Annotated in this window: 19 protein-coding genes and 1 pseudogene; 13 read left to right on the top strand and 7 right to left on the bottom strand. The window is 51.2% G+C overall.

Going from position 1 to position 24,859, the window contains the following annotated elements:
• Window positions 1-20: 20 nt before the first annotated feature.
• The 7 genes and pseudogenes from tnpC (at window position 21) to ACP7D9_RS14010 (ending at window position 8,005) form a co-directional block, all read left to right on the top strand.
• Window positions 21-1,568 (top strand): annotated as a pseudogene (gene tnpC, locus ACP7D9_RS13980) (IS66 family transposase).
• A 104-nt stretch (window positions 1,569-1,672) separates the two neighbouring features.
• Window positions 1,673-2,065, top strand: a complete 393-nt coding sequence (locus ACP7D9_RS13985; RefSeq protein WP_404942396.1) for a DUF6957 family protein — start codon at window positions 1,673-1,675, stop codon at window positions 2,063-2,065.
• A gap of 289 nt (window positions 2,066-2,354) precedes the next feature.
• Window positions 2,355-2,606, top strand: a complete 252-nt coding sequence (locus ACP7D9_RS13990; protein ID WP_409339150.1) for a BPSL0761 family protein — start codon at window positions 2,355-2,357, stop codon at window positions 2,604-2,606.
• A gap of 284 nt (window positions 2,607-2,890) precedes the next feature.
• On the top strand, window positions 2,891-4,024 hold the full coding sequence (locus ACP7D9_RS13995; RefSeq protein ID WP_045060514.1) for a nucleoid-associated protein: 1,134 nt from the start codon (window positions 2,891-2,893) through the stop codon (window positions 4,022-4,024).
• A 2-nt stretch (window positions 4,025-4,026) separates the two neighbouring features.
• Entirely contained in the window at window positions 4,027-5,289 is a 1,263-nt protein-coding gene (locus ACP7D9_RS14000; RefSeq protein ID WP_115146710.1) for a hypothetical protein, read from the top strand.
• A gap of 375 nt (window positions 5,290-5,664) precedes the next feature.
• Window positions 5,665-5,967, top strand: coding sequence for a hypothetical protein (locus ACP7D9_RS14005; RefSeq protein WP_045061356.1), 303 nt, complete (start codon window positions 5,665-5,667; stop codon window positions 5,965-5,967).
• Between the two features lie 712 nt (window positions 5,968-6,679).
• A complete protein-coding gene (locus tag ACP7D9_RS14010; protein ID WP_045061357.1) occupies window positions 6,680-8,005 on the top strand; it encodes an OprD family porin in 1,326 nt (441 codons plus the stop codon).
• Window positions 8,006-8,382: 377 nt separating this feature from the next.
• On the opposite strand, the gene ACP7D9_RS14015 is transcribed toward ACP7D9_RS14010, so the two are convergent.
• The 5 genes from ACP7D9_RS14015 to ACP7D9_RS14035 form a co-directional block, all read right to left on the bottom strand.
• A complete protein-coding gene (locus ACP7D9_RS14015; protein WP_017341680.1) occupies window positions 8,383-8,715 on the bottom strand; it encodes a DUF2790 domain-containing protein in 333 nt (110 codons plus the stop codon).
• A 142-nt stretch (window positions 8,716-8,857) separates the two neighbouring features.
• Window positions 8,858-9,055 carry a co-regulatory protein PtrA N-terminal domain-containing protein gene (locus ACP7D9_RS14020; protein WP_017341679.1) on the bottom strand — a complete coding sequence of 66 codons (198 nt, stop codon included), beginning with the start codon at window positions 9,053-9,055 and terminating at the stop codon, window positions 8,858-8,860.
• 143 nt (window positions 9,056-9,198) lie between these two features.
• Window positions 9,199-12,372, bottom strand: coding sequence for a CusA/CzcA family heavy metal efflux RND transporter (locus ACP7D9_RS14025; RefSeq protein WP_045061358.1), 3,174 nt, complete (start codon window positions 12,370-12,372; stop codon window positions 9,199-9,201).
• 26 nt (window positions 12,373-12,398) lie between these two features.
• A complete protein-coding gene (locus ACP7D9_RS14030) occupies window positions 12,399-13,628 on the bottom strand; it encodes an efflux RND transporter periplasmic adaptor subunit (protein ID WP_184336314.1) in 1,230 nt (409 codons plus the stop codon).
• Window positions 13,629-13,716: 88 nt separating this feature from the next.
• Window positions 13,717-15,003: a TolC family protein gene (locus ACP7D9_RS14035; RefSeq protein WP_184336315.1), complete on the bottom strand. Its 1,287-nt coding sequence runs from the start codon at window positions 15,001-15,003 to the stop codon at window positions 13,717-13,719.
• A 365-nt stretch (window positions 15,004-15,368) separates the two neighbouring features.
• Between ACP7D9_RS14035 and ACP7D9_RS14040 the strand changes: the two genes are divergently transcribed.
• The 4 genes from ACP7D9_RS14040 to ACP7D9_RS14055 all read left to right on the top strand — a co-directional run bounded on the left by ACP7D9_RS14040 (window position 15,369) and on the right by ACP7D9_RS14055 (window position 20,034).
• Window positions 15,369-16,043 (top strand): heavy metal response regulator transcription factor, encoded by a 675-nt coding sequence (locus ACP7D9_RS14040; RefSeq protein WP_045061360.1) that lies wholly within the window; start codon window positions 15,369-15,371, stop codon window positions 16,041-16,043.
• Window positions 16,040-17,467, top strand: coding sequence for a heavy metal sensor histidine kinase (locus ACP7D9_RS14045; RefSeq protein ID WP_045061361.1), 1,428 nt, complete (start codon window positions 16,040-16,042; stop codon window positions 17,465-17,467). The genes ACP7D9_RS14040 and ACP7D9_RS14045 overlap by 4 nt, the downstream gene beginning before the upstream one ends.
• Before the next feature lie 483 nt (window positions 17,468-17,950).
• A complete protein-coding gene (locus tag ACP7D9_RS14050; RefSeq protein ID WP_045061362.1) occupies window positions 17,951-18,625 on the top strand; it encodes a heavy metal response regulator transcription factor in 675 nt (224 codons plus the stop codon).
• Window positions 18,622-20,034: a heavy metal sensor histidine kinase gene (locus ACP7D9_RS14055; RefSeq protein WP_115146708.1), complete on the top strand. Its 1,413-nt coding sequence runs from the start codon at window positions 18,622-18,624 to the stop codon at window positions 20,032-20,034. The genes ACP7D9_RS14050 and ACP7D9_RS14055 overlap by 4 nt, the downstream gene beginning before the upstream one ends.
• 41 nt (window positions 20,035-20,075) lie before the next feature.
• On the opposite strand, the gene ACP7D9_RS14060 is transcribed toward ACP7D9_RS14055, so the two are convergent.
• Both ACP7D9_RS14060 and ACP7D9_RS14065 read right to left on the bottom strand, forming a co-directional pair.
• Window positions 20,076-20,408, bottom strand: coding sequence for a DUF2790 domain-containing protein (locus tag ACP7D9_RS14060; RefSeq protein WP_045061364.1), 333 nt, complete (start codon window positions 20,406-20,408; stop codon window positions 20,076-20,078).
• A gap of 285 nt (window positions 20,409-20,693) precedes the next feature.
• The gene (locus ACP7D9_RS14065) at window positions 20,694-21,371 is read right to left on the bottom strand and encodes a heavy metal response regulator transcription factor (protein WP_090470194.1); all 678 of its coding nucleotides are present in this window, start codon (window positions 21,369-21,371) and stop codon (window positions 20,694-20,696) included.
• 599 nt (window positions 21,372-21,970) lie between these two features.
• On the opposite strand from ACP7D9_RS14065, the gene ACP7D9_RS14070 reads away from it, so the two are divergent.
• Complete coding sequence (locus ACP7D9_RS14070; protein WP_184336316.1) at window positions 21,971-22,741, top strand: hypothetical protein; 771 nt, start codon at window positions 21,971-21,973, stop codon at window positions 22,739-22,741.
• 194 nt (window positions 22,742-22,935) lie between these two features.
• Window positions 22,936-24,636, top strand: a complete 1,701-nt coding sequence (locus ACP7D9_RS14075) for a phosphoethanolamine transferase (RefSeq protein ID WP_045057964.1) — start codon at window positions 22,936-22,938, stop codon at window positions 24,634-24,636.
• The last annotated feature ends 223 nt before the right edge of the window (window positions 24,637-24,859 follow it).

A 24,859-nucleotide genomic window follows, 5' to 3' on the forward strand; every position in this document is an offset into this window, starting at 1 on the left:
GCTTTGGTAAAATCCAGGGCATGACTTCCTCGCCCAATCTCGATCAGATGACCCCCGACCAACTGCGCGCCTTCGCGGCGCAGTTGCTGTCGCAGGTTGATTCTCTCGGGCTGCAAGTCGACAGGATGGGCAAGAAGAACGACCGCGACCAAACCATCATCGAGCAACTCACCCACGAAATCGCTTGGTTCAAACGTAACAAGTTTGCCAAGCGCAGTGAGCAATTGAGCCCTGCTCAAGGCAGCCTGCTCGATGATCTGCTCGACACCGATATCGCGGCCATTGACGCCGAGCTGAAGGCGTTGAATCCGCCGGCTGCGTCGGCCGAGCCACGCAAGCAGCCCAAGCGTGTTCCTTTGCCTGCGCAGTTTCCGCGTACCGTGATTTATCACGAACCCGACAACACCCAATGCCCCTGCGGCTGCCAGCTCCAGCGGATCAGCGAGGACGTCAGCGAGAAGCTGGATTACACGCCGGGCGTGTTCACCGTGGAGCAGCATGTGCGCGGGAAATGGGTCTGCCGCGAGTGTGAAACGCTGACTCAGGCACCGGTTCCGGCCTAGGTAATCGACAAGGGTATACCGACCGCAGGGCTGCTGGCTCACGTGATGGTGGCCAAATTCGCCGACCATTTGCCGCTGTATCGCCAAGAGAAAATCTTTGGCCGCGCTGGCCTGGCTATCGCCCGCTCGACACTGGCGCAATGGGTCGGCCAGACCGGCGTGCAGCTCCAGCCGTTGGTCGATGTGCTACGCGAAACGGTACTTGCCGAAGGCGTGATCCACGCCGACGAAACGCCAGTGCAAATGCTCGCGCCGGGCCAGAAGAAGACCCACCGTGCTTACGTCTGGGCCTACTGCACTACGCCGTTTTCGGCGGTCAGGGCAGTCGTTTACGACTTCAGCCCGAGCCGTGCGGGCGAGCATGCACGTAACTTCCTTGGCCAGTGGGATGGCAAGCTGGTGTGCGACGATTTCGCCGGCTACAAGGCAAGCTTCCAGCAAGGCATCACCGAAATTGGCTGCATGGCCCATGCGCGCCGCAAGTTCTTCGATCTGCACGCGACGAACAAAAGCCAACTGGCCGAACAGGCGCTGCACTCAATTGGCAGCTTGTACGAAATCGAACGGCAAGCGCGGGAAATGACCGACGAAGATCGCTGGCGAATACGTCAGGAAAAAGCGGCACCCATTATCGACGCACTACATACCTGGATGATGGCCCAGCGCGATCTTGTGCCCGAAGGATCGGCTATTGCCAAAGCTCTGGATTACAGCCTCAGGCGCTGGACGGCACTGGCTCGATATCTCGAGGACGGCGCTGTGCCCATCGATAATAACGCGGTCGAAAATCAGATAAGGCCATGGGCACTTGGACGCTCGAACTGGTTGTTCGCCGGGTCACTACGCAGCGGTAAGCGGGCAGCCGCGATCATGAGCTTGATCCAGTCAGCACGCATGAATGGGCATGATCCGTATGCCTATCTCAAAGATGTACTGACGCGGCTGCCGACGCAGCGTGCCAGTGAGATTGATCAACTGCTGCCGCATCGGTGGATGCCCGCCTGAGTCACGCAAGGTGACTTCGGCGGACGCTTACGTTTTACGGGCAGCTATGCTGACTGGTGTGATTGATAGTTCGACTCGATTTTTGAAGTGGGTCGGAGGGACGAATGAATCTTGAGGGCCTAGCCGAACTGCTTTCCGGTGGCGAAAAACTACCTGGATGTGAGCTAGCTCATTCAGACGCCTTGGCACTGGTCGGATTTTACTTCCCTGGACGCGCCTATTGTCTAGTCGCTGACTGGACAGTGGTTGATATAGCGGTCTCCCCCCGTCAGTTAAACGCCGTTGCTAGAAGAGGAGTCACTCCTACTTTGGTCAACGCTTTATGTGTTATCCACGATAGCAAAGGACGTTTCCCTCGCGGTCACTGGGTAAGAACTTCATTGGGGGTTTCGTTCACCCATGATTGCCTGTTCGAGACAAAAAACACCGTTTATGTGTTGATGGGACCCGGTCGAAGGGTACGAACAGACCTGGACGTCGCGCAGAGCCTGTACTGAAAGTCACTGGTGCGCAATGTGGCAGTCATCGACGTTCAGCGTTTTAGGTTTCGTCCGCCTCAGCCATCCCTATATTTTTCCGGTGCTTACCAAGACTTAGTGTTGGCCACGTATCAGCAATCGCCCCCTAGAACTTGGCTTGATAGGGGGTAGCCTGTCTACTTCAGAGGAGCCGAGCGGCGTGCTTGCTATAATTCAAACGAATGGTTCACACCCCCAGAATCCTCGGCGATGGCGGTTGGTTTTCTAAGGTTAAGCGCAAATTCTAGCGGAGTGGCAACACATGACTATGCCCTGCGAGCGTACCCGGAGTATCGTCCAAACAGGCGAGTTCTTGCGTGAGCTGTCCAGAGATCAGACTCTCCCAGAATCTGTTCGTCAGCAGGCAAAACGCCTCCTGCGGCATTACCCAGAACCATGGGTGATCTTTGGGATCGGCTCCTTCGAAGAGCTGCTTCAAACAAAGGGTCCGAGCGATCCAACGCGAGAGTTCGCGATAGTGGTCCACACTCCCCAGTTGAGCTCCAGCACTGACGGATAAGGCTGGAAAAACTTCCTCAGACTGAGTCTATGATAGAGACCATGGTCTGTGGCAATCCGCGATGGTGCTGTCCGCGCTTCAACGCTCCGACCCTCGTGTTGATGAACGGCATAGATTCTTATGCTGTATGCATGTACAGTTAATGGGTTCTTGCGGCCTTACTCATTGCCTAAGTGTTGAAGCCCTTAGGCGGTGTCATGTGCCGAGATAAGCCCTGAAGTTTGTTGGGTAAGGTGTTATTTTCAGTGATTCCATATTGATACTATCGGAACGGAATTCGACCTATGATCACACTGAAAACTGCCATTATTCACAGCTTCAAGAAGCTGGCCAAGACCAGCTTTATCTCCGAGGTGGTCAAGAAGGATGTGGCGCTCGATACTGAAAATCCTGCGTTGCATTTTCTGGTCAATGGCATCCACGGCCTCATCGGCAAAGAAGGCAACAGCGTGGTCTATGGACAGTTTGCCAATGATGACCGTCAGGGGCCGTTTCCAGAGCGCTTCACCGCGTTCGTAGAAGTACAAGATGATGAAGCGCAATTTATCGACTTGACCCACTTGGCAATGGACCAACTGGTGGAGCAAGCCGGTAATCAAGTCTTGTCGACTGGTGGACACATCCTTTGCGCCCAGTACACCTCGGGCGCAACCGACTTTTTCCTGGTCGCCAGCATGAAGGAGCGCGGTGGTATTCAGCTGGACGAAAACTATGTGCCGAAGGAAATTCAAGAGGTCGATCTCAACAAGGTTCAGCAGGCCGCCAGGATCAACTTGGCTAGCTTCGTGGCCATAAAGGCTATGGCTGCTGCGGCCGCTGCTGCGCCTGAGCAGGATGAGGATGACGCGGAGGATGAAGTGGATTCAACCTACCTGTGCTTCATCAGCCGCGGCCGTGATAGTCAGGCATCTGACTATTTCATTTCTGCACTGGGTTGTGCGAAAGGAGTGGCCTCCGGACGCGCTACCAAAAATGCCATTGATAACGTTGCCCGGTTTTTTCGCGACAACAAAGCGTTAAAAAGCTTTGGTTATAAGGCCAAAGAGGCGGTGATCAAATATCTGGAGGAGCAGTTGGCCGCAGGTAAGTCCGCACGCCTGGACGCCATCTGCCACGTCGCTGTCGCACACGTACCCGCTGACTTAGTGGATGAAATCGTTGGGCTGAAAGACTATTTGAATAGTGAGAAACATAAGGTGCCGGACGACTTTACGGTCAATGCGAAATCGCTGAAAGAGAAGACCCGTATCAAGGGGGACGCTGCTAACTGGTCGTTGCAATTCGAGCGTGGAGCGTTAGGTAAGGATCCGGCCGCAGACGTTTACTATGATGAGGGACGGAAGAAGTTGACCCTGTCCAATCTGACTGCCGAACTGGTTGGTGTGATCGAGAAAGAATTGCTGGCTAGGGCTGGCTAAGAATGTTTTCCAATGTGGTAGCTCTCTACCGTACCCTCGGAGCGCCCACCATTGAGGATGGGGTCATCCGCTATGAGGGGAGGCCAACGCCCGACATTATCGGTGCGTTGCGAATGTGTGATGACCTGCCCGCAGCTTATGGCAAGTTCGAGCATTGCTCTGAAGAAGCTGACTCTCTCGATATTGAGTTTCGCTTGCCATCGAACGAGTCGGGCCGGTTCTACGCGAACTTAGGCGAGTTTGTCGCTCGCAATGGCTCATTGGGCAAGGGCCAATTTCCGAGCAACGTGTACATTGTTGAGCTCAGTTGGGCGGATAGTGATGACACCGAACCTTCGGCGATTAAGGCGCTCAGGCGCGTCTGCCGGATGATCGAGCTGCTTGCACTGCTAGCGATCGGCGTCGACAAAGACAGCAGTCCAGATGGTTATAACCTGTTTTTTGCCTTGCCTCCCGATGGGGCTAAGCCTCCGAGAACTTTTCTGTTGCCTACCCAGGTTGACGTCAAGGTTCTTGACTATGAGCTCAACCACCTGAGTTTGTTGGAAGAAATACTCAATCGAAAAAACGAAAACAAGGCGCACCTCTCCGAACGAAAATTGATGATTCGGATGGCGGTGGCGAGCGTCATCGAGAAGTTTGAGAGCGAGCCGAATCTGTTCTTGGTGATCGTGCGGGAGTGGCGGGAGGTCCTCGCCACGTACCGTGCGAATCTGCAAACCTACGTCTATAGCTTCTCGTTTGAGCGGGCCCGGCGCGAGGTGGCCCAGGCTGAAATCGACTATGGCACTAAGCTTAGTGGAGTACTGGGCGACATCGCGGGCAAGATGCTTGCCCTGCCGATATCGTTAGCGGGTCTGGTCGTGCTGGAGAAAACAACCTCAAAATTCGAAGGTTTTATTCTTGTCCTTGGGCTAGCAGTGGTCTCTGTGGTTCTGCTTGCGATCCTGCACAATCAAATGCTGCAAACAGAGCGCCTGCTACACAGTTTCAATGTCATCTTCGATGATTTTAAGGACAAGATAAAAACCTATCCCCCAAAACTTCAGGGCTTGCTCAGGATCACCATCGACCAGGTCGACAAGCAGGGCCGAACGCTAACCAGGACCTTTCGCTTGCTGAAGGGGCTGTCCTTGCTGCCAATCGTCGGGGCCTTGCTGCTGGCCGCGATAAAATACTGGGATGGTTTCGTATGGCTATTGATGACCATCCTGTCGATCGTGTTTTCCGCGCTCAACGTAGCCCCGAACTTTCTCAGCCCGTAAAGGCTTTGCCTCATTTCTATGGAAAATTTTAAGGTGAAATAGGATTAGTAAGTTCAAACTGTTGAATAATGATCCACGCTGCCTACAATTGATCGAGGAAAAAATTTATGCTCGCAACAAACAGATGGCAGCTGAGCACGCAGCATCCTCAACGGAGCTGGAGCGTGCGGCGGTTTTCATAAAGGCTGCGCTTTGCAGGAAATCTGGCTTATCCCTCGGCCACGTCGTTTTCAATCGCTCAGTGATGAACGTTAAGAGATGAAAACCCACCATTTGAAACTCCTGAGGCCATCACAGTTGGCAGTCAGCAGGAGCTTGCCACGTAGTCTACGTAATGAAGGTCCCGCGTCTTACATTAGCGACGAGAAATCCCAGATGAGCGTTGAACTGAATGAGGAGGATATGCGCTTGGCGCTATTCGGCTCCCCAAAACAATCCGACCCCGTAGTACTCGCAAAGCCGCAGCCGAGTCCAACGTCCCGACTAAACTCTAAACCGCTATCACTGAAGCTGAGGGTGACACTGCACGTTACCAAGGACTTCGAAGGCGACGTGAGCGTGTTCATTTATGATGCGAACACGCTGAGTACTCTTATCGCGGAACAAGAGGCTAAAAAAGAAGCTAAAAAAAAGAAATTCAAATATTTCGATGTGGTCTCGGTCAAACCCATCCAGTAACTATCGTGTCGTTAAAGAGCGTGCTTCATTGCACTGCTCTTGCTCCCTATGCAATACCACTGACCAGCCAGTTGTTTTCTTGCAGACATTCGTTTGCATGTAACTTGACCAGTATGCGCCGTAATAGGGACTGGCTGATAAAGTCCAAAAGCAACAACTCCAGCAGTATTAAAAAATACTCGGTTTTTTGAACAAGCGGATGGGGAACTCCACAACACTACATCCGGAATATTTCCGCTATTGCTATCCCATTTTGGTTAGCGGCCACCGCCTTCCGGGTACAGCTATTACCGCATCCCAACTTGACCGCGGTCACTGCTTGAATCATATAAAGCTGTGTGATGGTCAGATTGGTCAGGTGAGCCAAAAATCTAAACGATCTCGGTTCGACTTCACTGTGACGATGCATCGAGAACTGATTTCAGCTCCTGAGCATGCGCACTTTCAGGTGTGGATTCGTGCTGCTGGTTAAGAGAATTCCTGAGAAAAGCCCTAGTAAAGGTAGAGCCACCCATCGGTTGGGGGCATGCCGCAAAAGTTAATTTTGAAAAAACAGGCGAACATTACAGAATTGTAATTTTTCAATCATCTCCCCGTTATCTTCAAATTGCAACGATACAAGTCGGCGACGATACGGGAGCAGAAACTGCTCCCGTAAACAATAATTCCAGCCGAAGAGCTTTCTAGTTCTGCCGAACCTAAGGAGTGATTAATGGATAACAATACGAAATTTTCGATGGCCGCTTTGGCGTTGGTTGTCAGTTCTGGGCCTTCTATAGTGTTTGCGGAGGAAAAGACTGGGGGGTTTATCGAAGACAGCAGCCTTACCGTGCTCAATCGAAATTTCTACTTCAATCGTGATCATCGTAACGGTCAATCAAGCCCCACGGGCAATGGCTACTCCGAAGCTTGGTCGCATGCGATTATCAGTAAGTTCGAATCCGGGTTTACCCAAGGCACTGTAGGCGTGGGCGTCGACGCTTTCGCGATGATCGGTTTGAAGCTTGATACGGGTGACGGTCGTAACGGCGGTCGTAGTTCATTCGATGTGCTACCTGTCAATGGCGACGGCGAAGCTCGAGATGAATACACGAAAGTCGGTGGCGCGGCAAAAGTTCGCGCTTTTGACACTGTGGTGAAAGTAGGTGATGTATTTCCCGCCAACCCTGTCGTGGCTTCTGGCGACTCAAGGCTTTTACCGGAAAGTTTCCGTGGTGTGACCGCTACCAATACCAGCATCGAAGGGCTGACAGTTCAGGGTGGTCGCCTGCATGCTATGAGTCAACCAGTCTCCAGCAATATGCGCGACAACTTCGCAACCTTCTATGCAGGCCCAGTTAACTCACCTTGGGTCGGCTATTTTGGTGGCGACTACAATGTGAATAAGAATATTATCGTTAGTCTTTACTCCAGTCGTCTCAAAGACGCCTGGAATCAATACTATGCTGGCACCGGGTTGAACTACTCCTTCTCTGATGAGCTTTCCGTATTCGGCGGTGTGAATTACTACAAGGCCGTTGACGAAGGGAAAAAACTGCTGGGCGAGTTCGACAACAATATTTGGAGCGCTAAGGTTGGCGTGAAGTATGGCGCACACTCACTTGCACTTTCTCACCAGCGAAATAATGGTAACGACGACTTCGACTATCTGCGTCAGTCGGATTCCATCTTTCTCGACAACTCAATCCAGTACAGCGACTTCAACTCGCCAAAAGAACGTTCATGGATGGTGCGTTACGACCTCGACATGAGCTCGTATGGTGTACCTGGCTTGTCGTTTATGACACGTTATGGTCGTGGCACCGACGCCGACTACTCCAACGCCAACGCCACATACATGCGGCGCGATGCGGATGGAAACCCGTTGACCGATCAGAAACGTTGGGAGCGCGACATCGAAGTAAAATACGTCGTTCAGACAGGCTCCTTGAAAGATATGTCCTTCCGCTTGCGACAAATGAACACCCGTGCAACCGCGTTTGAGTCTGATTTGGATGAAGTCCGTGTGATCGTTGAGTACCCACTAGCGATTTTGTAATACCTGAACGGGATAATTCGTTCTTCACGAATATCCCGTTTTCGCTAGAAAGATTTCAAAAATGTAATTTTTCAATCATCTTCATGTTAACTTGAATTGCTTATAGTGAGTGGGAGTTAATAGGAATCTAGCTAGCGCATCTGGTTGGAGTCCTATAGACAAGTAGCTAGTATGTGAAAATCTGAAACTCATCGCTGTTCAGTTAAAAGCTCCAAGCTCACCTTTAGAAGCTCCTTTGGAAAAAGGTGAATTTTTAAGACGTCCCTCGGGGCGTCTTTTTTATGACCGTTAAAACACGAGCATATAAAAAACGCCCGATACCTCTAAGTATTGAGGTTAATCGAGCGTTATAAATCCCTCTGACAGCAGCATAGCTGCTAGCCGCCTCGTTTACGACACTCTCCAGCCACAGTGTACCTAATTGTATTTAGCTGTCCTTTTGAATCTTCATAGGTCATTGCGGCGGGCACCACTGCGCAGACTTTTGCAGGCCGCACCACACTGATAACCTTCACAACATCCACCTTCATCCCGTACTCGTATTCTTTCGACACAGGGGCGCTTTTCCCCTGGCTAATTGCATACTGCTCCATGGCTTTAGCATTCGCCACCATCATCTTTTCAAAGGCTTTGTCTCCTCCCCCTTCCGCCAGTACGAGAGAGGATAACGTCAGAGCTCCAGCGAAAGTAATAATACTCATGAACTTCATATTTAGTACCTCATATATTAACTGTTACAAGGATATCAATTCGAACATTGCGATGGCGTGGCGGCTAGGTTACGAATGTGTAATAAAGCCGTAAAAAAAACCGCCGCCGGAAACCGGAAGCGGTTTTTTATACGCAGTACTACTACATTTTACCTGTCTCATCTTTAGCATCACTTGAAACCACGGGAACGCTCTTCCCTTCTCTAGCAACATATGCCTCCATTGCCACATCTCGCGCCGCCATCATTTTTTCGAAGGTTCTGTCCCCCCCACCTTCGGCTAAAGCAACTGAAGAAAGGATTAAAGCACCCGCAAGAGCGCAGATTTGAGCAATTTTCATACTGACACCTCATATAGTTAACGCTAGTAGGGTATCAATTCGAACCTATCAACACGGTGGCGCCAAGATTACAGATTCGTTATGTAGCTCACATAAAAAAGCCCACTATCGAATCTCGATAGTGGGCTTTTAAAACTAAAGAATTATACGGCTTCTATTTTATCGTCTTCGTCTTCGGCTTCTTCCTCGTCTCGGCGGTGCGCCCATTGATAAAGCGCAGGCAATATCAGCAGGGTCAACGCAGTTGAGGATAGGATGCCCCCGATCACCACGGTAGCCAGGGGTCTCTGGACCTCTGCCCCCGTTCCGGTGGCCAGTGCCATCGGAATAAAGCCAAGAGAGGCCACCAGAGCTGTCATCAACACTGGGCGCAAACGGGTAAGAGCCCCTTCATTGATTGCGGAACTCAACGAATGTCCTTCCTCCCGAAGATTGCGGATGAACGCAATCATCACCAGACCATTCAGCACCGCCACGCCCGACAACGCGATGAAACCAACACCTGCCGAGATCGACAGCGGGATGTCTCGGAGCCATAAAGCCATGACTCCCCCCGTCAATGCGAATGGAATACCGGTGAACACCAATAGGCCATCCTTGAGGTTGTTGAACATCATGAACAAGAGTGCGAACACCAAGAGCAGGGCCACCGGGACTACAATCTGTAGTCGCTTGGCAGCGGATTGGAGCTGCTCGAACTGTCCTCCCCAGTTGGTCCAGTAACCGGCCGGGATCTGCACTTCTTTATCAATGGCGCTACTGGCCTCCTGTACAAATGAGCCGATATCACGCCCACGCACGTTGGCGCTGACGATCACCAGACGTTTGCCGTTTTCACGACTGACCTGGTTAGGTCCCAACACTAGATCGAGGCTAGCCACCTCTGAAAGAGCAATAAACCCGATCTGATCGGCATTGGTGTTAAGCAGCGCCGGTACCGGGATTAGCAGTGTGGACAATCCCTCGAGATCCTTACGCATGGCGTCGGATAAACGCACCACCATGTCGAATCGGCGGTCTCCCTCATACATCGTACCGGCTTGACGACCACCGACCGCCACCGCAATGGTGTCTTGTACGTCGCCAACGTTCAGTCCGTAACGGGCGGCTTTGTCACGGTCGATGTTGATGGTCAGTACCGGCAGTCCCGACGTTTGCTCGACTTTGACCTCGGAGGCACCATTGATCTTCTGCATGGACGCGGCAATTTTTGCAGCGGTGCTGTTAAGCACCGCCATGTCATCACCGAAGACCTTGACCGCCACATCACTGCGCACGCCTGAAATCAGCTCGTTAAAACGCAATTGAATAGGCTGAGAAAGCTCATAGTTGCTTCCGGGCATTCCGGCTGTAGCTTTTTGGATATCAGCTACCAACGCCTCTCTGGATTTATTCGGATCAGGCCATTGATTCTTCGGCTTGAGCATCACGTAGCTGTCAGAGATGTTTGGTGGCATTGGGTCTGAGGCAATTTCTGCTGTACCAGTACGAGCAAACATCCGCTTGACCTCCGGTACCTTTGCTAACACAAGTCTTTCCAGACGTTGCTGCATTTCTACCGATTGCGTCAGGCTGGTACCTGGTACACGCAGTGCTTGTAACGCGAAATCCCCTTCACTGAGGCTCGGCACAAACTCGCTGCCCATTCGACTGGCGACCACACCGCACACCGCGATAACGGCTAGTGCTATGGCGAATGCCATTGATCGATGGCCCATGACCCATTCTAGCGCTGGCGCATACACCCGACGGGCGCCACGCATGATGATGTTCTCTTCTTCCTTGACCTTACCGGTGACGAACATCGCAATCGCCGCCGGGACAAAGGTCACCGACAACAGCATCGCGCCGAGCAAGGCAATCACCACAGTAAACGCCATCGGGTGAAACATTTTTCCTTCGACGCCGGTGAGGGCAAAAATCGGTAGGTACACGACCATGATGATCAACTGGCCGAAAATCAGCGGTCGGCGTGCTTCCTTGGCCGCCGCGAACACTTCGTGAAAGCGTTCGGAGCGGGTGAGGATGCGTCCGTGGTGTTGCTGTGCATGGGCCAGACGACGGATGGCGTTTTCGACAATGACCACCGCGCCATCAACGATGATGCCAAAGTCCAACGCTCCGAGGCTCATCAGGTTGGCGCTGACCTTGTTGGTGAACATGCCAGTGAATGTGAATAGCATCGCGAGCGGGATCACCATGGCAGTGATCAGAGCGGCGCGAATGTTGCCAAGGAACAGGAACAGAATCGCGATTACCAGAATCGCACCTTCAATCAAGTTCTTCTTAACGGTGGCAATCGCCTTGTCCACCAAATTGGTACGGTCATAGACGGTGACTGCCACCACCCCTTTTGGCAGTGAGCGGTTGATTTGCTCAAGCTTGCTGGCAACGGCCTGGGCCACGGTGCGGCTGTTCTCACCGATCAGCATGAACACTGTGCCGAGCACCACTTCACGACCGTTTTCGGTCGCGGCCCCCGTGCGCAATTCACGGCCGATGTCCACGGTTGCGACGTTCTTGACGCGGATGGGCGTACCGTCGACGTTGGCCATGACGATATTGGCGATATCGTCGGTGGTCGCTACTTGGCCGGGTGCGCGAATCAGTAACTGTTCGCCACTGTGTTCGATGTAACCGGCACCGACGTTAGCGTTGTTGCGCTCCAGCGCTGTAACAAGGTCAGTCAGCGTAAGCTTGTAAGCCGCCAAGCGTTTTGGATCAGGCGCAATCTGGTACTCCTTGGCGAACCCGCCAATGGTATTGATTTCGGCGACCCCGGGAACATTGCGCAGCTGAGGTTTTATGATCCAGTCTTGGATCACCCTCAGGTCGGTCGGCGTATAGGGGTTGCCGTCCTCCTTGACAGCACCTTCTTCAGCCTCGACCGTCCACAGGAAAATTTCACCCAGACCGGTTGAGATCGGCCCCATGACGGCTTCCACACCCTCGGGCAGTTGCTCCTTGGCCACCTGCAACCGTTCGTTGACCAATTGTCGGGCGAAGAACAGGTCAGTGCCTTCCTTGAAGATCACTGTGACTTGCGACAAACCCGAGCGTGACAGCGAGCGAGTTTGTTCTAGAGCCGGCAAACCAGCCATTGCAGTTTCGATGGGGAACGTGATGCGCTGCTCGGTTTCCAGTGGTGAAAAACCTGCTGCCCCTGTGTTGATTTGCACCTGGACGTTGGTGATATCGGGAACGGCGTCGATCGGCAGCTTCTGGTAGCTGGCTATACCGAGGCCGGCCATGAGGAGAACCGCGAGCAGCACGATGATGCGCTGCTCGATGGCAAATTGGATCAGGCGTTCGAACATGAGAACCTTCTCGTGGAAGTGGCGGATCAGTGGGCGTGTTCAGCCGAGGCTTTACCCAGTTCTGATTTCAGAATGAAACTGCCGGCAGCGGCGACTTGAACACCGGGCTCCAGGCCCTCCGTGATCTCGACCAGACCCGCCGAACGGCCACCTGTCTCCACTGGCTGAGCTTTAAACCCGTCGTCCGTTCGAACGAAAACAGTTTGCTTGTCCTCGACCGTCTGGATAGCCGCTTCTGGTACTGCGACCTTTGTTTGCCGAGTATCAGTGTCAACCTGCACGGTCACGAATAGCCCGGGACGCCATGCACCTTGTGGATTGGCCAAGGTCACGCGGACCGTGGCTGTACGAGTTTGCTCGCCCAACAAACTGCCGACATAGGCCACGGTTCCAGTGACTTCGGCATTCAGTTCCGGCGCACTGACCGTGACCGACTTGCCCACCAGTACCTTGTTTAAATCCTTTGGCGAGACACCAAAGGTCACCCACACACGCGACAAGTCGGAGAGGGTGAAGGCATTAGTGGTTTCGCTGACAACCTCACCGAGGCCCAAGTGTTTCTCAACGACAACCCCGTCAAACGGCGCACGCAATTCATATCGGTTACCCCCGCTGGTGACCGAGCTGCCACTGAGTACGCTGATTTTTTGTCGAGCATTGCTGAGGGCGATTTCGGCTTCTTGCAAAGCCTGGCGGGCTTGCAGGAAATCCTGTTCGGCAGAGATTTTGTCCTGCCATAACTGTCGCTCTCGCTCGTAGGTAGTACGGGCCAACTCAAGACGACGTTGCGCCGCGGCTTGTTCACTACGCTGATCAGAAATTTGTTGGCTGGCGATCACGGCCAGCAACTGGCCTTTTTTCACCGGTTGACCAAGATTGACATGGACCGACTCGACGACACCGGGTACGCGGGGCACCACATGCGCAGTGCGGTCTTCATCAAAACGGATTTCTCCAGGAAAGGGCAATGAAAGGCTAATACTCTGCGCCTTGGCTTCGACCAACTGGATGCCGGCTGAGCTGATCTGCTCTTCGCTCAGAGTCAAGTGACCTTCTTCCGCTTCGCCTTCGGCGTGTTCGCCCTCGGCCGATTTCTTGCCAGTAGTTTCATCGCCGTGATCGTCATGGCCTTTGCCCTCCTGAGCCTGAGCCTGAGCTTCGGCTGAGGGCACCGATGGGCTGCCCATCCACAACCAGCCGATGCCTATACCCACCGTCAAGGTCAGTGCAGTGACGAGAATTAGTTTTTTATCCATGGAAACTCCCTGCGCAGCCCAGTCGGCAGTCACGGATTACCGTGGTATTGCGATGCTGAGCAGCGGTAAAAAAAGCGTTATATGAAATTCACGGAGTACGAGTGAGAAGGGCGACATCTCCGAAAATTCGCTCGATGCGCACCCAGGCGTCTGTCGCCTCGGCGATAGCCTGGATGTATTGCGTGCGGGCGCTAATCAAGGTGCGCTGAGCATCGAGTACGTCGAGGAAGTTAAACTTGCCCATTTCGAAACCTCGGGTAGCGGTGTCGACGGCACTTTGCGCGGCAGGCAGGATGGTTTGATTGAACGACGCGACTTCAGTGTTAGCCGTCATCCACTGATCCAGGGTGGTCTGGATTTCTGTGCGCAGGCGTAACTCACTGGCGTTACGAAGGTCGCGGGCTTGATCGGTACGGCGGGCAGCGGCTAGTACGTTGCCCTGGTTACGGTTAAACAATGGGATGGGCATAGACAGCCCCACAACATTCACCCGCTCGCGCTCGCGCTCGTCGTATTGGCTCCCGATACTCACGGTGAGGTCGGGAATTCGCTGAGCCTTCTCCAGGCCAAGGGAGGCTTCCCGCTGATCTATTTGCAGTTTTGCCAATCGTAGCTCCGCGGTTTCACCTATGCGATTAAGCAGCAGTGACGAATCCGGTACGGTTGGCATCGACCGGCCTGGATCACCCACAGACACGAATGCAGGCAAAGGCGCGCCCATGACCTGAGCGAGTCGCTGGTAGGCACTGGCCTCATCCCGCTCAGCCCGCCTCAGATCCAGACGCACTTCTGATAGCTGAACCTCTGCGCGAGTACCTTCAACGGGTGAGGATTTACCACTCTTGATGCGACCTTGAGCTACACGCAAACCGCGCTCGGCGAGCTCAAGTGATTGACGTGATAACAGCAGCCTTTGCTGAGCCGTCGAGGAGCTGTAAAACGCCTGAATGACATCGGCACGCAGAACATTGCGTTTGCGTTCCAATTCAATCCCGGCCGCGTCTTGAGCTCGACTGGCCACCTCGATCCTAGCCCCGCGCTTACCGCCAAGCTCGATCGGCTGGTTGATCATTACCGTCGTAGTGCGCGAGTTTCGCCGAGTATCTTCAGCCTCCCAGGAAACCTCAGGGTTAGGGATCAACCCTGCCTGCTGTCGCTCTCCCTGAGCAATACCAGTCTCCCATTGAGCGGCCGCCAGATCAGGGTTATTGGCAAAAGCAGTTTCAAGCGCCTGATCCATTGTGAGCATTTGAGCGGTCGCCGCAAACAAAGGACTAGTAAAAAGCGCAAGGATCGAAATGAGACCTGCTCTTAGCATGGTCTTATGCGTGATTGGGTGAGCAATAAACTTTCTACACCGAAGTAATTCCATCATTCCTTAAACCTTTAAAACAAAAAGAATTTCCCATGAGGCAAATGTAATTCTCCGCACCTATCAACAAGGTGACTGAAAAATTACAAATACGTTATCCAGCGGAAAAACCTCAATTAATGCATTAGGATGAAGTCAATAAGTGCTCGCGCCAAGAAACAACCCGAAACAAAAAAGGGGCGCCGAACCTAATACTTTGGGAGGTAAAGGAAACATGACGAACCTTGCAAAGCTTTAAAAAGACCATATTGCGAATAAAATTAAAGATGTAGCCAGAATCGAAACGTTTATACAGATTAATAATGCCCTTAAACCATGTTTAACGAGCATCAAATCATTCCGATACATTTACCAGAGGGTGAAATCCTATGCGAATCCTTGTGATAGAGGACGAGCTGAAGACTGCTGAGTACTTACATCAAGGCCTGACTGAAAGTGGCTATATTGTAGACTGCGCATCGACCGGGGCTGATGGACTCCATCTAGCACGTCAGCAAGCTTATGATCTGGTAATACTAGACGTAAATCTACCTGAAATTGACGGTTGGGACGTTCTTGAAAATATTCGGCAGACTAGTAGCACTCGGGTAATGATGCTGACTGCAAGAGGGCGTCTGGCAGACAAAATCAAAGGATTGGATTTGGGAGCCGATGATTACCTGGTCAAGCCATTTGAATTCCCTGAGTTGCTTGCAAGAGTACGCACTTTAATGCGTCGCAGCGAACATATTCCAGTTCCGGAGGTATTAAAAGTCGCTGACCTTGAACTTGATCAAGGCAGACATCGCGCATTCCGCGGAAAGCAACGCATAGATCTGACGACAAAGGAGTTCGCGCTGCTTCATCTGTTGATGCGTCAATCAGGAGAGGTGTTATCTCGCACTCAAATTATCTCTTTAGTGTGGGATATGAACTTTGACTGCGACACAAACGTTGTCGAAGTTTCGATACGAAGATTGAGAGCAAAAATAGATGATCCATTTGAAACAAAATTAATACATACCCTTCGTGGCGTAGGCTATGTATTGGAGGCGAGGAAATGAAACCGGTCAGCCTATCGATGCGGCTGGGGTTGACAGTTAGCATTATGGGAGCGGTACTAGTAGTGCTTTTAGCGATACTAGCTTTTTTAGCGCTTACTCACGAACTTGATTCGCGCGCAAAAAATAGCTTAGAGAAGAAGATGAGTCAGATTGAGCACAGTCTACTGATGGATATTAGTACCCGCGACATGAGTTTAAAACCACACGTGCTATTAGATCAAGTGCTGGGACACGACAATCTTAACCTGACCATCTTTGATGATGACAACATGAGTGAACCTCTGCTGAGTTTTGGAGCAGATATACCTGAAGTATCTACGAATCAAGCCGGAACAGCCGCCAGTAATAAGCTGTCGTACTATTCCCCAGCCGAAGAGTCCGGAATCCACATCCTCACCGCCTCTAAGCTCATGAAATTAAAGGATGGTGAGTTCGTATCGGTCCTACTGTCTATTGATCGCTCGAATGATGAAACGCTATTGAGCGCCTACCTGAGTTCGACCATTGTAGCGGTTCCACTGTTGCTTATTCTGATTGGTATCAGCGCCTGGGCTATTGTGCAACGTGGCTTATCCCCCCTTCGGGAATTCCGGAAAGTTGCAGCAATGGTGTCGGCCCAGGATTTAAGTCATCGACTCTCAGTTGTCAAGATGCCCCAAGAACTCAGTGAGCTTGCTCACGGTATAAACTTCATGCTGCACCGTCTTGACGGCGGAGTTCAACAACTATCGCAATTCTCTGATGACTTGGCGCATGAGCTGCGGTCACCGATTACGAACCTTATGGGGAAAGCTCAGGTAACACTTTCTCGAGAACGCCCGGCAAAAGAGTACAAGGCTGTTTTAGAGTCATGCACCGAGGAACTAGGACGAGTCACCAGAATTGTTTCAGACATGCTTTTCTTGGCCCAAGTTAGTCATCCGGCCGCACTCGTGCCGTTTGAAAGCATTTTACTAGAGGATGAAGCCCTAAAAGTCATCGACCTTTTTTCGCTATCGGCTGAGGAAAAGAGCGTTGGTATAACTGTCAGCGGATGGGGTAAAGTTTTAGGTGATCGGCTCATGATTCAACGGGCTATTTCCAATCTTTTATCAAATGCCATTCGTCACTGCCCAGCAGGGCAGTCCATTGCTATAGCGATTGAAACGCAATCTGAAAAAGTCTCCCTATCAATAAGCAATCCTGGGGTAGGAATTGAGCACCAGCACTTGTTTCACATTTTCGATCGCTTCTATCGTGTGGATAACAGTCGCTCACGAGCTGAAGGTGGTACTGGATTAGGGTTGGCCATTGTCCGATCCATCATGAGCCTGCACCAGGGAATGGCAGAGGTCCAAAGTATGCCGGGCCATCTGACAGTTTTTCAACTTACATTTCCAAAATATAATGCACAAAGCAACTTAAAAGCCCAAAAACAAAAGTAGTGATTTTAGTAAAGCCGTAACTAAAATCACGATAAACAATAGTCCAAAAACGCGAATCCGAAAATGCATAGAGCATGGATAGCGCGGGGTACTTAAAAATCGCAAAGCGAGATCAACTCCCCTTGGTACATCCTGCCAGTCTCCCCAAAAAATGCGTGCAGCATTAAATTGACTATCTGCGCCGTAACACTTCGAAACGATTCCCCATAGATATCAGCCGAGCGGAGCTTGGCTTCTGGCTGAAATAAATGTACGGGAGTCGCGCATTAACATGCCTGCGACATATAGTCGCAAATACTTTTATCGTAAAATGTCCTCCTCCTGTTGACCCTGTAGCAGCTTCAGGCTTGATACTGATCACTTGAGCAATGCGCGGTTTTGAGATTTTTATGATCGAATAGTTCTACATCATTTCTTAGTCGGGCACTTAAATAAACTTCGAAATTTTATTATTCAATTCATATTACATAGGGCGGCACTACCATGCGAATGCTTGTAGTTGAGGATGAGCTTAAAACTGCCGAATACCTGCATCAGGGTTTGACTGAAAGCGGCTATATAGTAGACCGCGCGGCGAATGGTACGGATGGACTTCACCTTGCGCGTCAACAAACCTACGACTTGGTAATACTTGACGTCGATCTACCACAACTTGATGGCTGGGGTGTGCTCGAGCGACTGCGCCAAAGCAGTAACACCCGGGTCATGATGCTAACCGCTCGCGGGCGCCTGGCGGACAAGATCCGCGGCCTGGACCTGGGTGCCGATGACTATCTGGTCAAGCCATTCGAATTTCCGGAACTGTTGGCCCGGGTACGAACTTTAATGCGTCGCAGCGAACAAGTTTCCGTCCCTGAGGTCTTGAAAGTCGCCGATCTGGAACTCGACCAGGGCCGCCATAGGGCCTTCCGGGGCGAGCAGCGTATCGACCTGACGACCAAGGAATTTGCTTTGCTGCACCTTTTGATGCGCCAGTCGGGTGAGGTGCTTTCCCGCACTCAGATCATTTCATTGGTCTGGGACATGAACTTCGACTGCGACACCAATGTGGTCGAGGTTTCAATCCGCCGCCTGAGGGCCAAGATTGATGATCCTTTTGACAAGAAGCTAATCCATACCCTGCGCGGCGTTGGCTATGTACTGGAGGCCCGGGAATGAAGTCGGCAAGCCTGTCGATGCGGCTGGGTTTGGCGGTGAGTATCATGGGCGCATTGTTGGTGTTATTTCTGGCGGTTCTTGCGTTCCTCGCGCTAACGCATGAGTTAGATAAACTGTCAAAAGACAACTTGAGCGAGAAAATGCGGCAAATCGAGCACAGTCTTTCGCTGTATGAAAAACCTGTCGACATCAACATTAAACCGCACGTTTTGCTGGATCAGGTGATGGGGCATGACCACCTCAACCTTACCATTTATGACCTGATAAATATGAGGACGCCGCTCTTGAAGTCAGGCTTTGGCTTGACGGACCCCAGGGCGGAGTTGAAGGCGGCAGGGGCTGCCACCGACAAGGTGTCGTACTCCCGAAGCACCGATGATCAGGGCCGGCACTTCCTGACTGCATCCAGACTGATCCGCTTGCCGAACGGTACGAATGTCGCCGTATTGCTGTCGCTTGATTGCGCCAACGATGAAGCGCTGCTCAGCACATATCTAAGCTCGACGATCATGGCCTTGCCGTTGCTGCTGCTACTTATCGGCCTCAGTGCCTGGGCAGTGGTAAAACGGGGGCTCGCGCCGCTGCGGGAGTTTCGCAAGGTGGCCGCCATGATCTCTGCTCAGGACCTCAGCCATCGACTCTCGGTGGTCAAGATGCCGCAGGAGCTCAGCGAACTGGCCCATGGCATCAACTTCATGCTGCACCGACTAGACAGCGATGTTCAGCAGTTGTCGCAGTTCTCCGATGACTTGGCCCACGAACTACGAGCACCCATTTCCAACCTGATGGGCAAAGCCCAGGTGACGTTGTCCCGGGAGAGGCCGGCCGAGGAGTACAAAGCGGTTTTGGAGTCCTCCACCGAAGAGCTTGGGCGCGTAGCCCGGATTGTCTCGGACATGCTTTTCCTGGCACAGGTCAGTCATCCCGCTGCGCTGGTCCCGTTTGAGACCATTGCTCTGGAGGATGAAGCCTTGAAGGTCATCAATCTGTTTTCACTGTCGGCGGAAGATAAACAGATCAGCGTGAGCGTTACTGGCAGGGGGTCGACCATTGGTGATCGGTTGATGATTCAGCGGGCAATTTCCAACCTGATGTCCAATGCAATCCGCCATTGCCCAGTAGGCCAAGCCATCACAATCACCATCGAAGTCCATGCCACAGAAGTCTCGCTACATGTAGCCAACCGAGGCGCAGGTATTGAACCTCAACACCTACCGCACTTATTCGATCGCTTTTATCGAGTTGACACTCATCATTCGCGCGCTGGAGGAAGTACCGGGCTTGGTTTAGCCATTGTGAAATCAATCATGAGTTTGCATCAGGGAGTCGCAGAAGTTAATAGCCGCCCGGGTAAGATCACGACCTTCAAGCTGGGTTTTCCAAACATCCATGGACACACCAACTGGTGATACCAACCATTGAAAAAACAGCCCTTATTCACGTCATTCGTTCATTCGTGCGTGTTACGACACACACCAATAATTTGGTATTCAATAGTGTGAAGCTTTCCAGCTGAGTCCTCATAGGTCATTCGAAAAGGTACAATGTTGCAAGAGCGAATTGGTGGGGTCATACTCACCACTTTTGCGATATCAAACTTCATTCTATAGTGATATTTCTGAATTTCCGGAGCGGTCTTGCCTTTTTGCGCAGCGTAGGCGGCCATTGCTTTCTGATTTGCTTCCATGGCGTTGACAACGTTGCGATCACCACGGCTTTCAGCGAATTCTATCGAAGGCAATGATTGCGTCAGTGCAACAATACTTAGTTTTAACAGACTCATAGCAGAGTCTCTTTGAAGTAGTTACAAAGCTGTTAAACTTAAGTACGTTAACGAGGTAAATCTTTATTAATTGTCTAATGAGAATTACTTATTTGTAATTTCCAACCGTTATCCTCACAAGCTCAGTGAAGTAACATAATCAGCCAAGCACAGTGCTTCCCCACCCCGAAGACGATTTTCGTAATCTAATAGAACTGTGATTTTAGAGTGGCATTTGTGTGTTCTGTTTATAAAGTTGTTGCCGATTATTTCACATAACTTCAAAATTCGAGGGATTAAGAGGGCTCATTGATCACGCTTTTCGAGAACATATCCAACACCGCGCAAGGTATGGATTAGCTTGTTGTTGAAAGGATCATCAATCTTGGCCCGAAGCCTTCTCATCGACACTTCAACAACATTGGTGTCGCAATCAGCACTCCGCCCCCAGACAGAGGACATGATTTGCGTGCGCGACAGCGCCGTACCAGTCTGGCGCATCAAGAGGTATAGCAGGGCGAACTCCTTGGTGGTCAGCTCAATCCGCTGCTCGCCTCGGAAGGTCCGGTGTCTACCAAGATCGAGTTCCAGGTCCCCGACACACAGCACGTCGGGCAATGCCGACAATACAGCGCGACGCATCAGAGTGCGTACTCGGGCCAGCAGCTCTGGAAACTCAATTGGTTTGACCATGTAATCGTCCGCGCCTAGGTCGAAACCCTTGATTTTTTCCTCCAGACTACCTTTAACGGTAAGTATCATGATGGGCGAAATAGTGACCTTGCGAATACTTACAAGTAGGCCCCAATCGTCACGTTGCGGTAGGTTTGCGTCAAGCACTACAAGATCATAAGCCTGTTGGCAGACCAAGCGTAAGCCATCGATTCCGCTGGCGACGCAATCAACGATAAATCCGCTTTCGGTCAGCCCCTGGTGCAAATAATGGGCAGTTTTCGGCTCGTCTTCTATTATCAAAATACGCATTTTTCATAAAGTCTCGACACTAAATAATAAATCATCCTTACACACGTATAGAAAATTTTATTTACCGATAAACTTCAACATATTTGCGTTGTACGATTTTAGTCAGTAAGGAGCTATTGCGCGCTGTTGTGGCTCCGTTATGTTATCGACGTCAAACATACAAATATACAAATATACAAATATGCAAATATACAAATATGCAAATATGCAAATATACAAACATACAAACATACAAACATACAAACCTACACACTAAGTAGATCTTAGACTAATTGTCCGCGGCAGAGGGGGGATAACAAATTTGTAATTCTTCTGTCACCCTTCTGATAACTGTTCAGCAGTACATTGAGCCTGCAAAAAATCTATGCGTCATAGGATCCTGCGGTCGTGTCGACTTCTGATCGAATTCAGCCGGCAGAAATCGATCAGAAGTCTTTTAGACCATCAAATATTTATGAGTTAACAAAGAAACTGCGCACTTTGGGGGCGTAAATCTCGTTATGCCATCTCGCATTAGAAAAATGTTGTGGGCGGCTGGCCCACCGTCTCGTGTTTCGTCGTTGATGACGGCGTTGCTTCGGGCAACCCACGCCGAGGCTGTGACCAAACCTCAAATAGCATTGACCAATAACCCAAGCCTCGCAGATGCACAGTGGGAAATCCAAACTGCCCAAGCCGGGCAGCAACAGACTGATTTGATCCCCAATCCAGTACTAATAATAGATGCCCAAGCCTTCCGCGAAAATTCGAACACTACCAACGTTAAGCTCCGCCGGACACCGAAAAGGTGCCGCAAAAGTCACGCATGGATTGAGGTCGCATCTAAGAGTAAAGGCATAGTGGCGCTGGAGTCTAAACACTGCCGTAATGACTTGCGCCCCGATGATCGAAGTTTTTTACGGCGTCATGCTTGCACAGCAAGGTCTGATTTCAGCTCAGAGTTCGCACTGTCTGGCGGAACGATGACCAGCATCCGGAAGCGGTTGAACCTGGTGGGCGCTTCAACGCCGATTTTGTTTTTCGGCCGCAAACTAAAAAGCATTTCGTCGGAGGCTAGCCGCACCTATCAGTCTCGTGATATGCACAACGTCGCCGAACCGCGCCTGCGGTACGAAATCCATCTTGCTGTAGACAAGCGCTCGATGGCCCACAGAGAAAAGAAGTTCTTCAGTCAAGTGATCCTTCCCGCCGCACGAAGCGCCAAGGACTCCAACACTAATTTCTTTGAAATATCCAACCGCAAGTTTACGGGTGTTCTGGGCCCTCCGCGCACCCGTATCCAATACCTCGCTTCAGCACAACTACTGGCGTTCAAGGACGAATCGAGCGGATCTACAGCCACGTCACTTACTTGGGGTGCTACCTCATGAAAAAGATTTTCATCAGCGTGGGGTGTCTGGCGGTTTGGCTAGTCGCAGATCGCCAACTAGCTGACGAGAACGTTCAGGGTCACTGGTGCATCCACGAGTTGCACCGCGCTATTGGCGATTTTTTCTTACCTAAAATGTAGTGACACTCCAGTGGCAGTTCGCGCCTGGATACGTCGAGATTTTCCGGAGTACCCATGAATAACAAAGTACCAATTCGCAGTTGGGAAATCACACTCGGCAGCAATCAGTTAATTCTTGCAGTTTCGACTTGGCTTCTATTGTTTAGTAACTGGCCATTTTGGCGTGCTGTCTGGCAAGGCGTGGGAGGCCTACAAGACGGAAACACCATATTCGTGCTTAGCCTGCCTTGGTTCGTGTTGATTTGGCTCTACGTATTACTCAGCGTGATGGCTTGGGGACGATTGATAAAACCTGTGCTAGCTATCGTGTTGCTGGTTGCGGCAGCAACGAGTTACTTTATGAATAGCTATGGCATAGTAATTGATTACAGCATGCTAACGAATGTGATGCAGACGGACAGCTCCGAAGCCACGGAGCTGTTGAACTCGGATCTACTGCTGTGGATGCTGGGCTTTGGTGTTATGCCGGTGCTGGTTATCACTCGAGTCCGTTTGATTCAAAGATCGTGGTCCCGCGCACTTGCTCATCGATTCATGGGGGTGGCGGTAGCGCTCACCTGCTTGGCGATCGTCGTATTTACGCTTTATCAATCCTATGCATCGCTGATGCGTAATCATCGCGAACTCAGGTTGATGTTGGTTCCGTCGAATGTGGTTTCGGCAATTCATGGGTACACGCGTCGCCAGCTAGCAGTTCCCGCCGAATTAAAAACCATTGGTGCTGATGCCCGCCGTGAAGAAGCTACTGCTGGTGTACGCAAACCACGGCTAACGGTACTGATGGTGGGTGAAACCGCCAGGTCCGCGAATTTCTCCCTCAATGGCTATTCCCGGGATACCAATCCGGAATTGGCCAGTCGTGGTGTCTTAAGTTTTACCAATGTCAGCTCATGTGGAACAGCTACGGCCGTTTCCTTACCCTGCATGTTTCTGGATGTGGGTAAAGAAGGCTACAAAGACGGTATGGCGTTGCGCAGAGAAGGACTATTAGACGTGTTGCAGCGGGCCGGCGTATCGGTCCTGTGGAGAGACAATAATTCGGGTTGCAAAGGCATTTGCGACCGAGTACCAAATGAAAAATTGAACAATCAGAAATCGACGGGATTATGTAGAGCTGACGAGTGTTACGACGAAGTCTTATTGCAAGATTTACAAGCCTACTTGGATCAACAGCAGCGGGATTCAATCGTGGTGCTACACATGAAAGGCAGTCACGGCCCATCCTATTCCAAGCGCTATCCACCGGCGTTCGAACGATTCGGTCCCGTTTGCGATAATAATCAACTTGAACGTTGTACGCGCGAAAGCATTGTCAGTGCCTATGATAACAGCCTCGGTTATACGGACTATGTACTTGGGCAAACGATCGACCTGCTAAAGCGTAACGCTGAGCGTTTTGATACGGCGATGCTTTATGTCTCTGATCACGGTGAGTCCCTCGGCGAGAATGGGCTTTACTTGCACGGACTTCCTTATGCCATGGCTCCCAGCGAGCAGACTAGTATCCCCATGGTAATCTGGATCTCCAAAAACATGCAGTCGCGTCAAACCCTCGACTCCCAATGTTTGAAGGATCAGCGAGACGTATCACTGTCCCATGACAACTTATTCCATTCTATATTGGGGTTGATGGGTATTCAAACTACAGCATATCGCCCAGAGCTTGATCTGTTCAGTACCTGCCAGTCCAAAGCGTCAACACCGTTAAAGCTCGCGCAGACATTTGAGCGTCAATCAATGAAAACACCGAAATAAGTGGAGCTGCGAGAAAGATCTAAAATGACCCTATAGTATGAGCATACTTTGATTAGAAGCCATGCAACTAAATACTAATCGTTGCATGGCGCCACTTCTAACTCTTCCTAAAAATCGGCATCCGGGTGAGCTTTTTTTAAGACTATTTAGTCAGCCACATCAAGCATCAAAAAAGCTGCAAAATTCTGCCGAGCTATTTTCTCAATACATTCACCCTGCACGT

Source organism: Pseudomonas sp. TSRC2-2, from assembly GCF_049897785.1.
In the GTDB taxonomy this organism is placed as follows: domain Bacteria; phylum Pseudomonadota; class Gammaproteobacteria; order Pseudomonadales; family Pseudomonadaceae; genus Aquipseudomonas.

Excerpts from the sequence above, each read along its gene's own strand:
- ACP7D9_RS14005 (WP_045061356.1), top strand. The coding sequence starts at position 5,665 with ATGAGCGTTGAACTGAATGAGGAGGATATGCGCTTGGCGCTATTCGGC.
- ACP7D9_RS14025 (WP_045061358.1), bottom strand. The coding sequence starts at position 12,372 with ATGTTCGAACGCCTGATCCAATTTGCCATCGAGCAGCGCATCATCGTG.
- ACP7D9_RS13990 (WP_409339150.1), top strand. The coding sequence starts at position 2,355 with ATGCCCTGCGAGCGTACCCGGAGTATCGTCCAAACAGGCGAGTTCTTG.
- ACP7D9_RS14075 (WP_045057964.1), top strand. The coding sequence starts at position 22,936 with ATGAATAACAAAGTACCAATTCGCAGTTGGGAAATCACACTCGGCAGC.
- ACP7D9_RS14035 (WP_184336315.1), bottom strand. The coding sequence starts at position 15,003 with ATGATGGAATTACTTCGGTGTAGAAAGTTTATTGCTCACCCAATCACG.
- ACP7D9_RS14065 (WP_090470194.1), bottom strand. The coding sequence starts at position 21,371 with ATGCGTATTTTGATAATAGAAGACGAGCCGAAAACTGCCCATTATTTG.
- ACP7D9_RS14040 (WP_045061360.1), top strand. The coding sequence starts at position 15,369 with ATGCGAATCCTTGTGATAGAGGACGAGCTGAAGACTGCTGAGTACTTA.
- ACP7D9_RS14030 (WP_184336314.1), bottom strand. The coding sequence starts at position 13,628 with ATGGATAAAAAACTAATTCTCGTCACTGCACTGACCTTGACGGTGGGT.
- ACP7D9_RS14015 (WP_017341680.1), bottom strand. The coding sequence starts at position 8,715 with ATGAAGTTCATGAGTATTATTACTTTCGCTGGAGCTCTGACGTTATCC.
- ACP7D9_RS14010 (WP_045061357.1), top strand. The coding sequence starts at position 6,680 with ATGGATAACAATACGAAATTTTCGATGGCCGCTTTGGCGTTGGTTGTC.
- ACP7D9_RS14020 (WP_017341679.1), bottom strand. The coding sequence starts at position 9,055 with ATGAAAATTGCTCAAATCTGCGCTCTTGCGGGTGCTTTAATCCTTTCT.
- ACP7D9_RS13995 (WP_045060514.1), top strand. The coding sequence starts at position 2,891 with ATGATCACACTGAAAACTGCCATTATTCACAGCTTCAAGAAGCTGGCC.
- ACP7D9_RS14045 (WP_045061361.1), top strand. The coding sequence starts at position 16,040 with ATGAAACCGGTCAGCCTATCGATGCGGCTGGGGTTGACAGTTAGCATT.
- ACP7D9_RS14050 (WP_045061362.1), top strand. The coding sequence starts at position 17,951 with ATGCGAATGCTTGTAGTTGAGGATGAGCTTAAAACTGCCGAATACCTG.
- ACP7D9_RS14000 (WP_115146710.1), top strand. The coding sequence starts at position 4,027 with ATGTTTTCCAATGTGGTAGCTCTCTACCGTACCCTCGGAGCGCCCACC.
- ACP7D9_RS13985 (WP_404942396.1), top strand. The coding sequence starts at position 1,673 with ATGAATCTTGAGGGCCTAGCCGAACTGCTTTCCGGTGGCGAAAAACTA.
- ACP7D9_RS14055 (WP_115146708.1), top strand. The coding sequence starts at position 18,622 with ATGAAGTCGGCAAGCCTGTCGATGCGGCTGGGTTTGGCGGTGAGTATC.
- ACP7D9_RS14060 (WP_045061364.1), bottom strand. The coding sequence starts at position 20,408 with ATGAGTCTGTTAAAACTAAGTATTGTTGCACTGACGCAATCATTGCCT.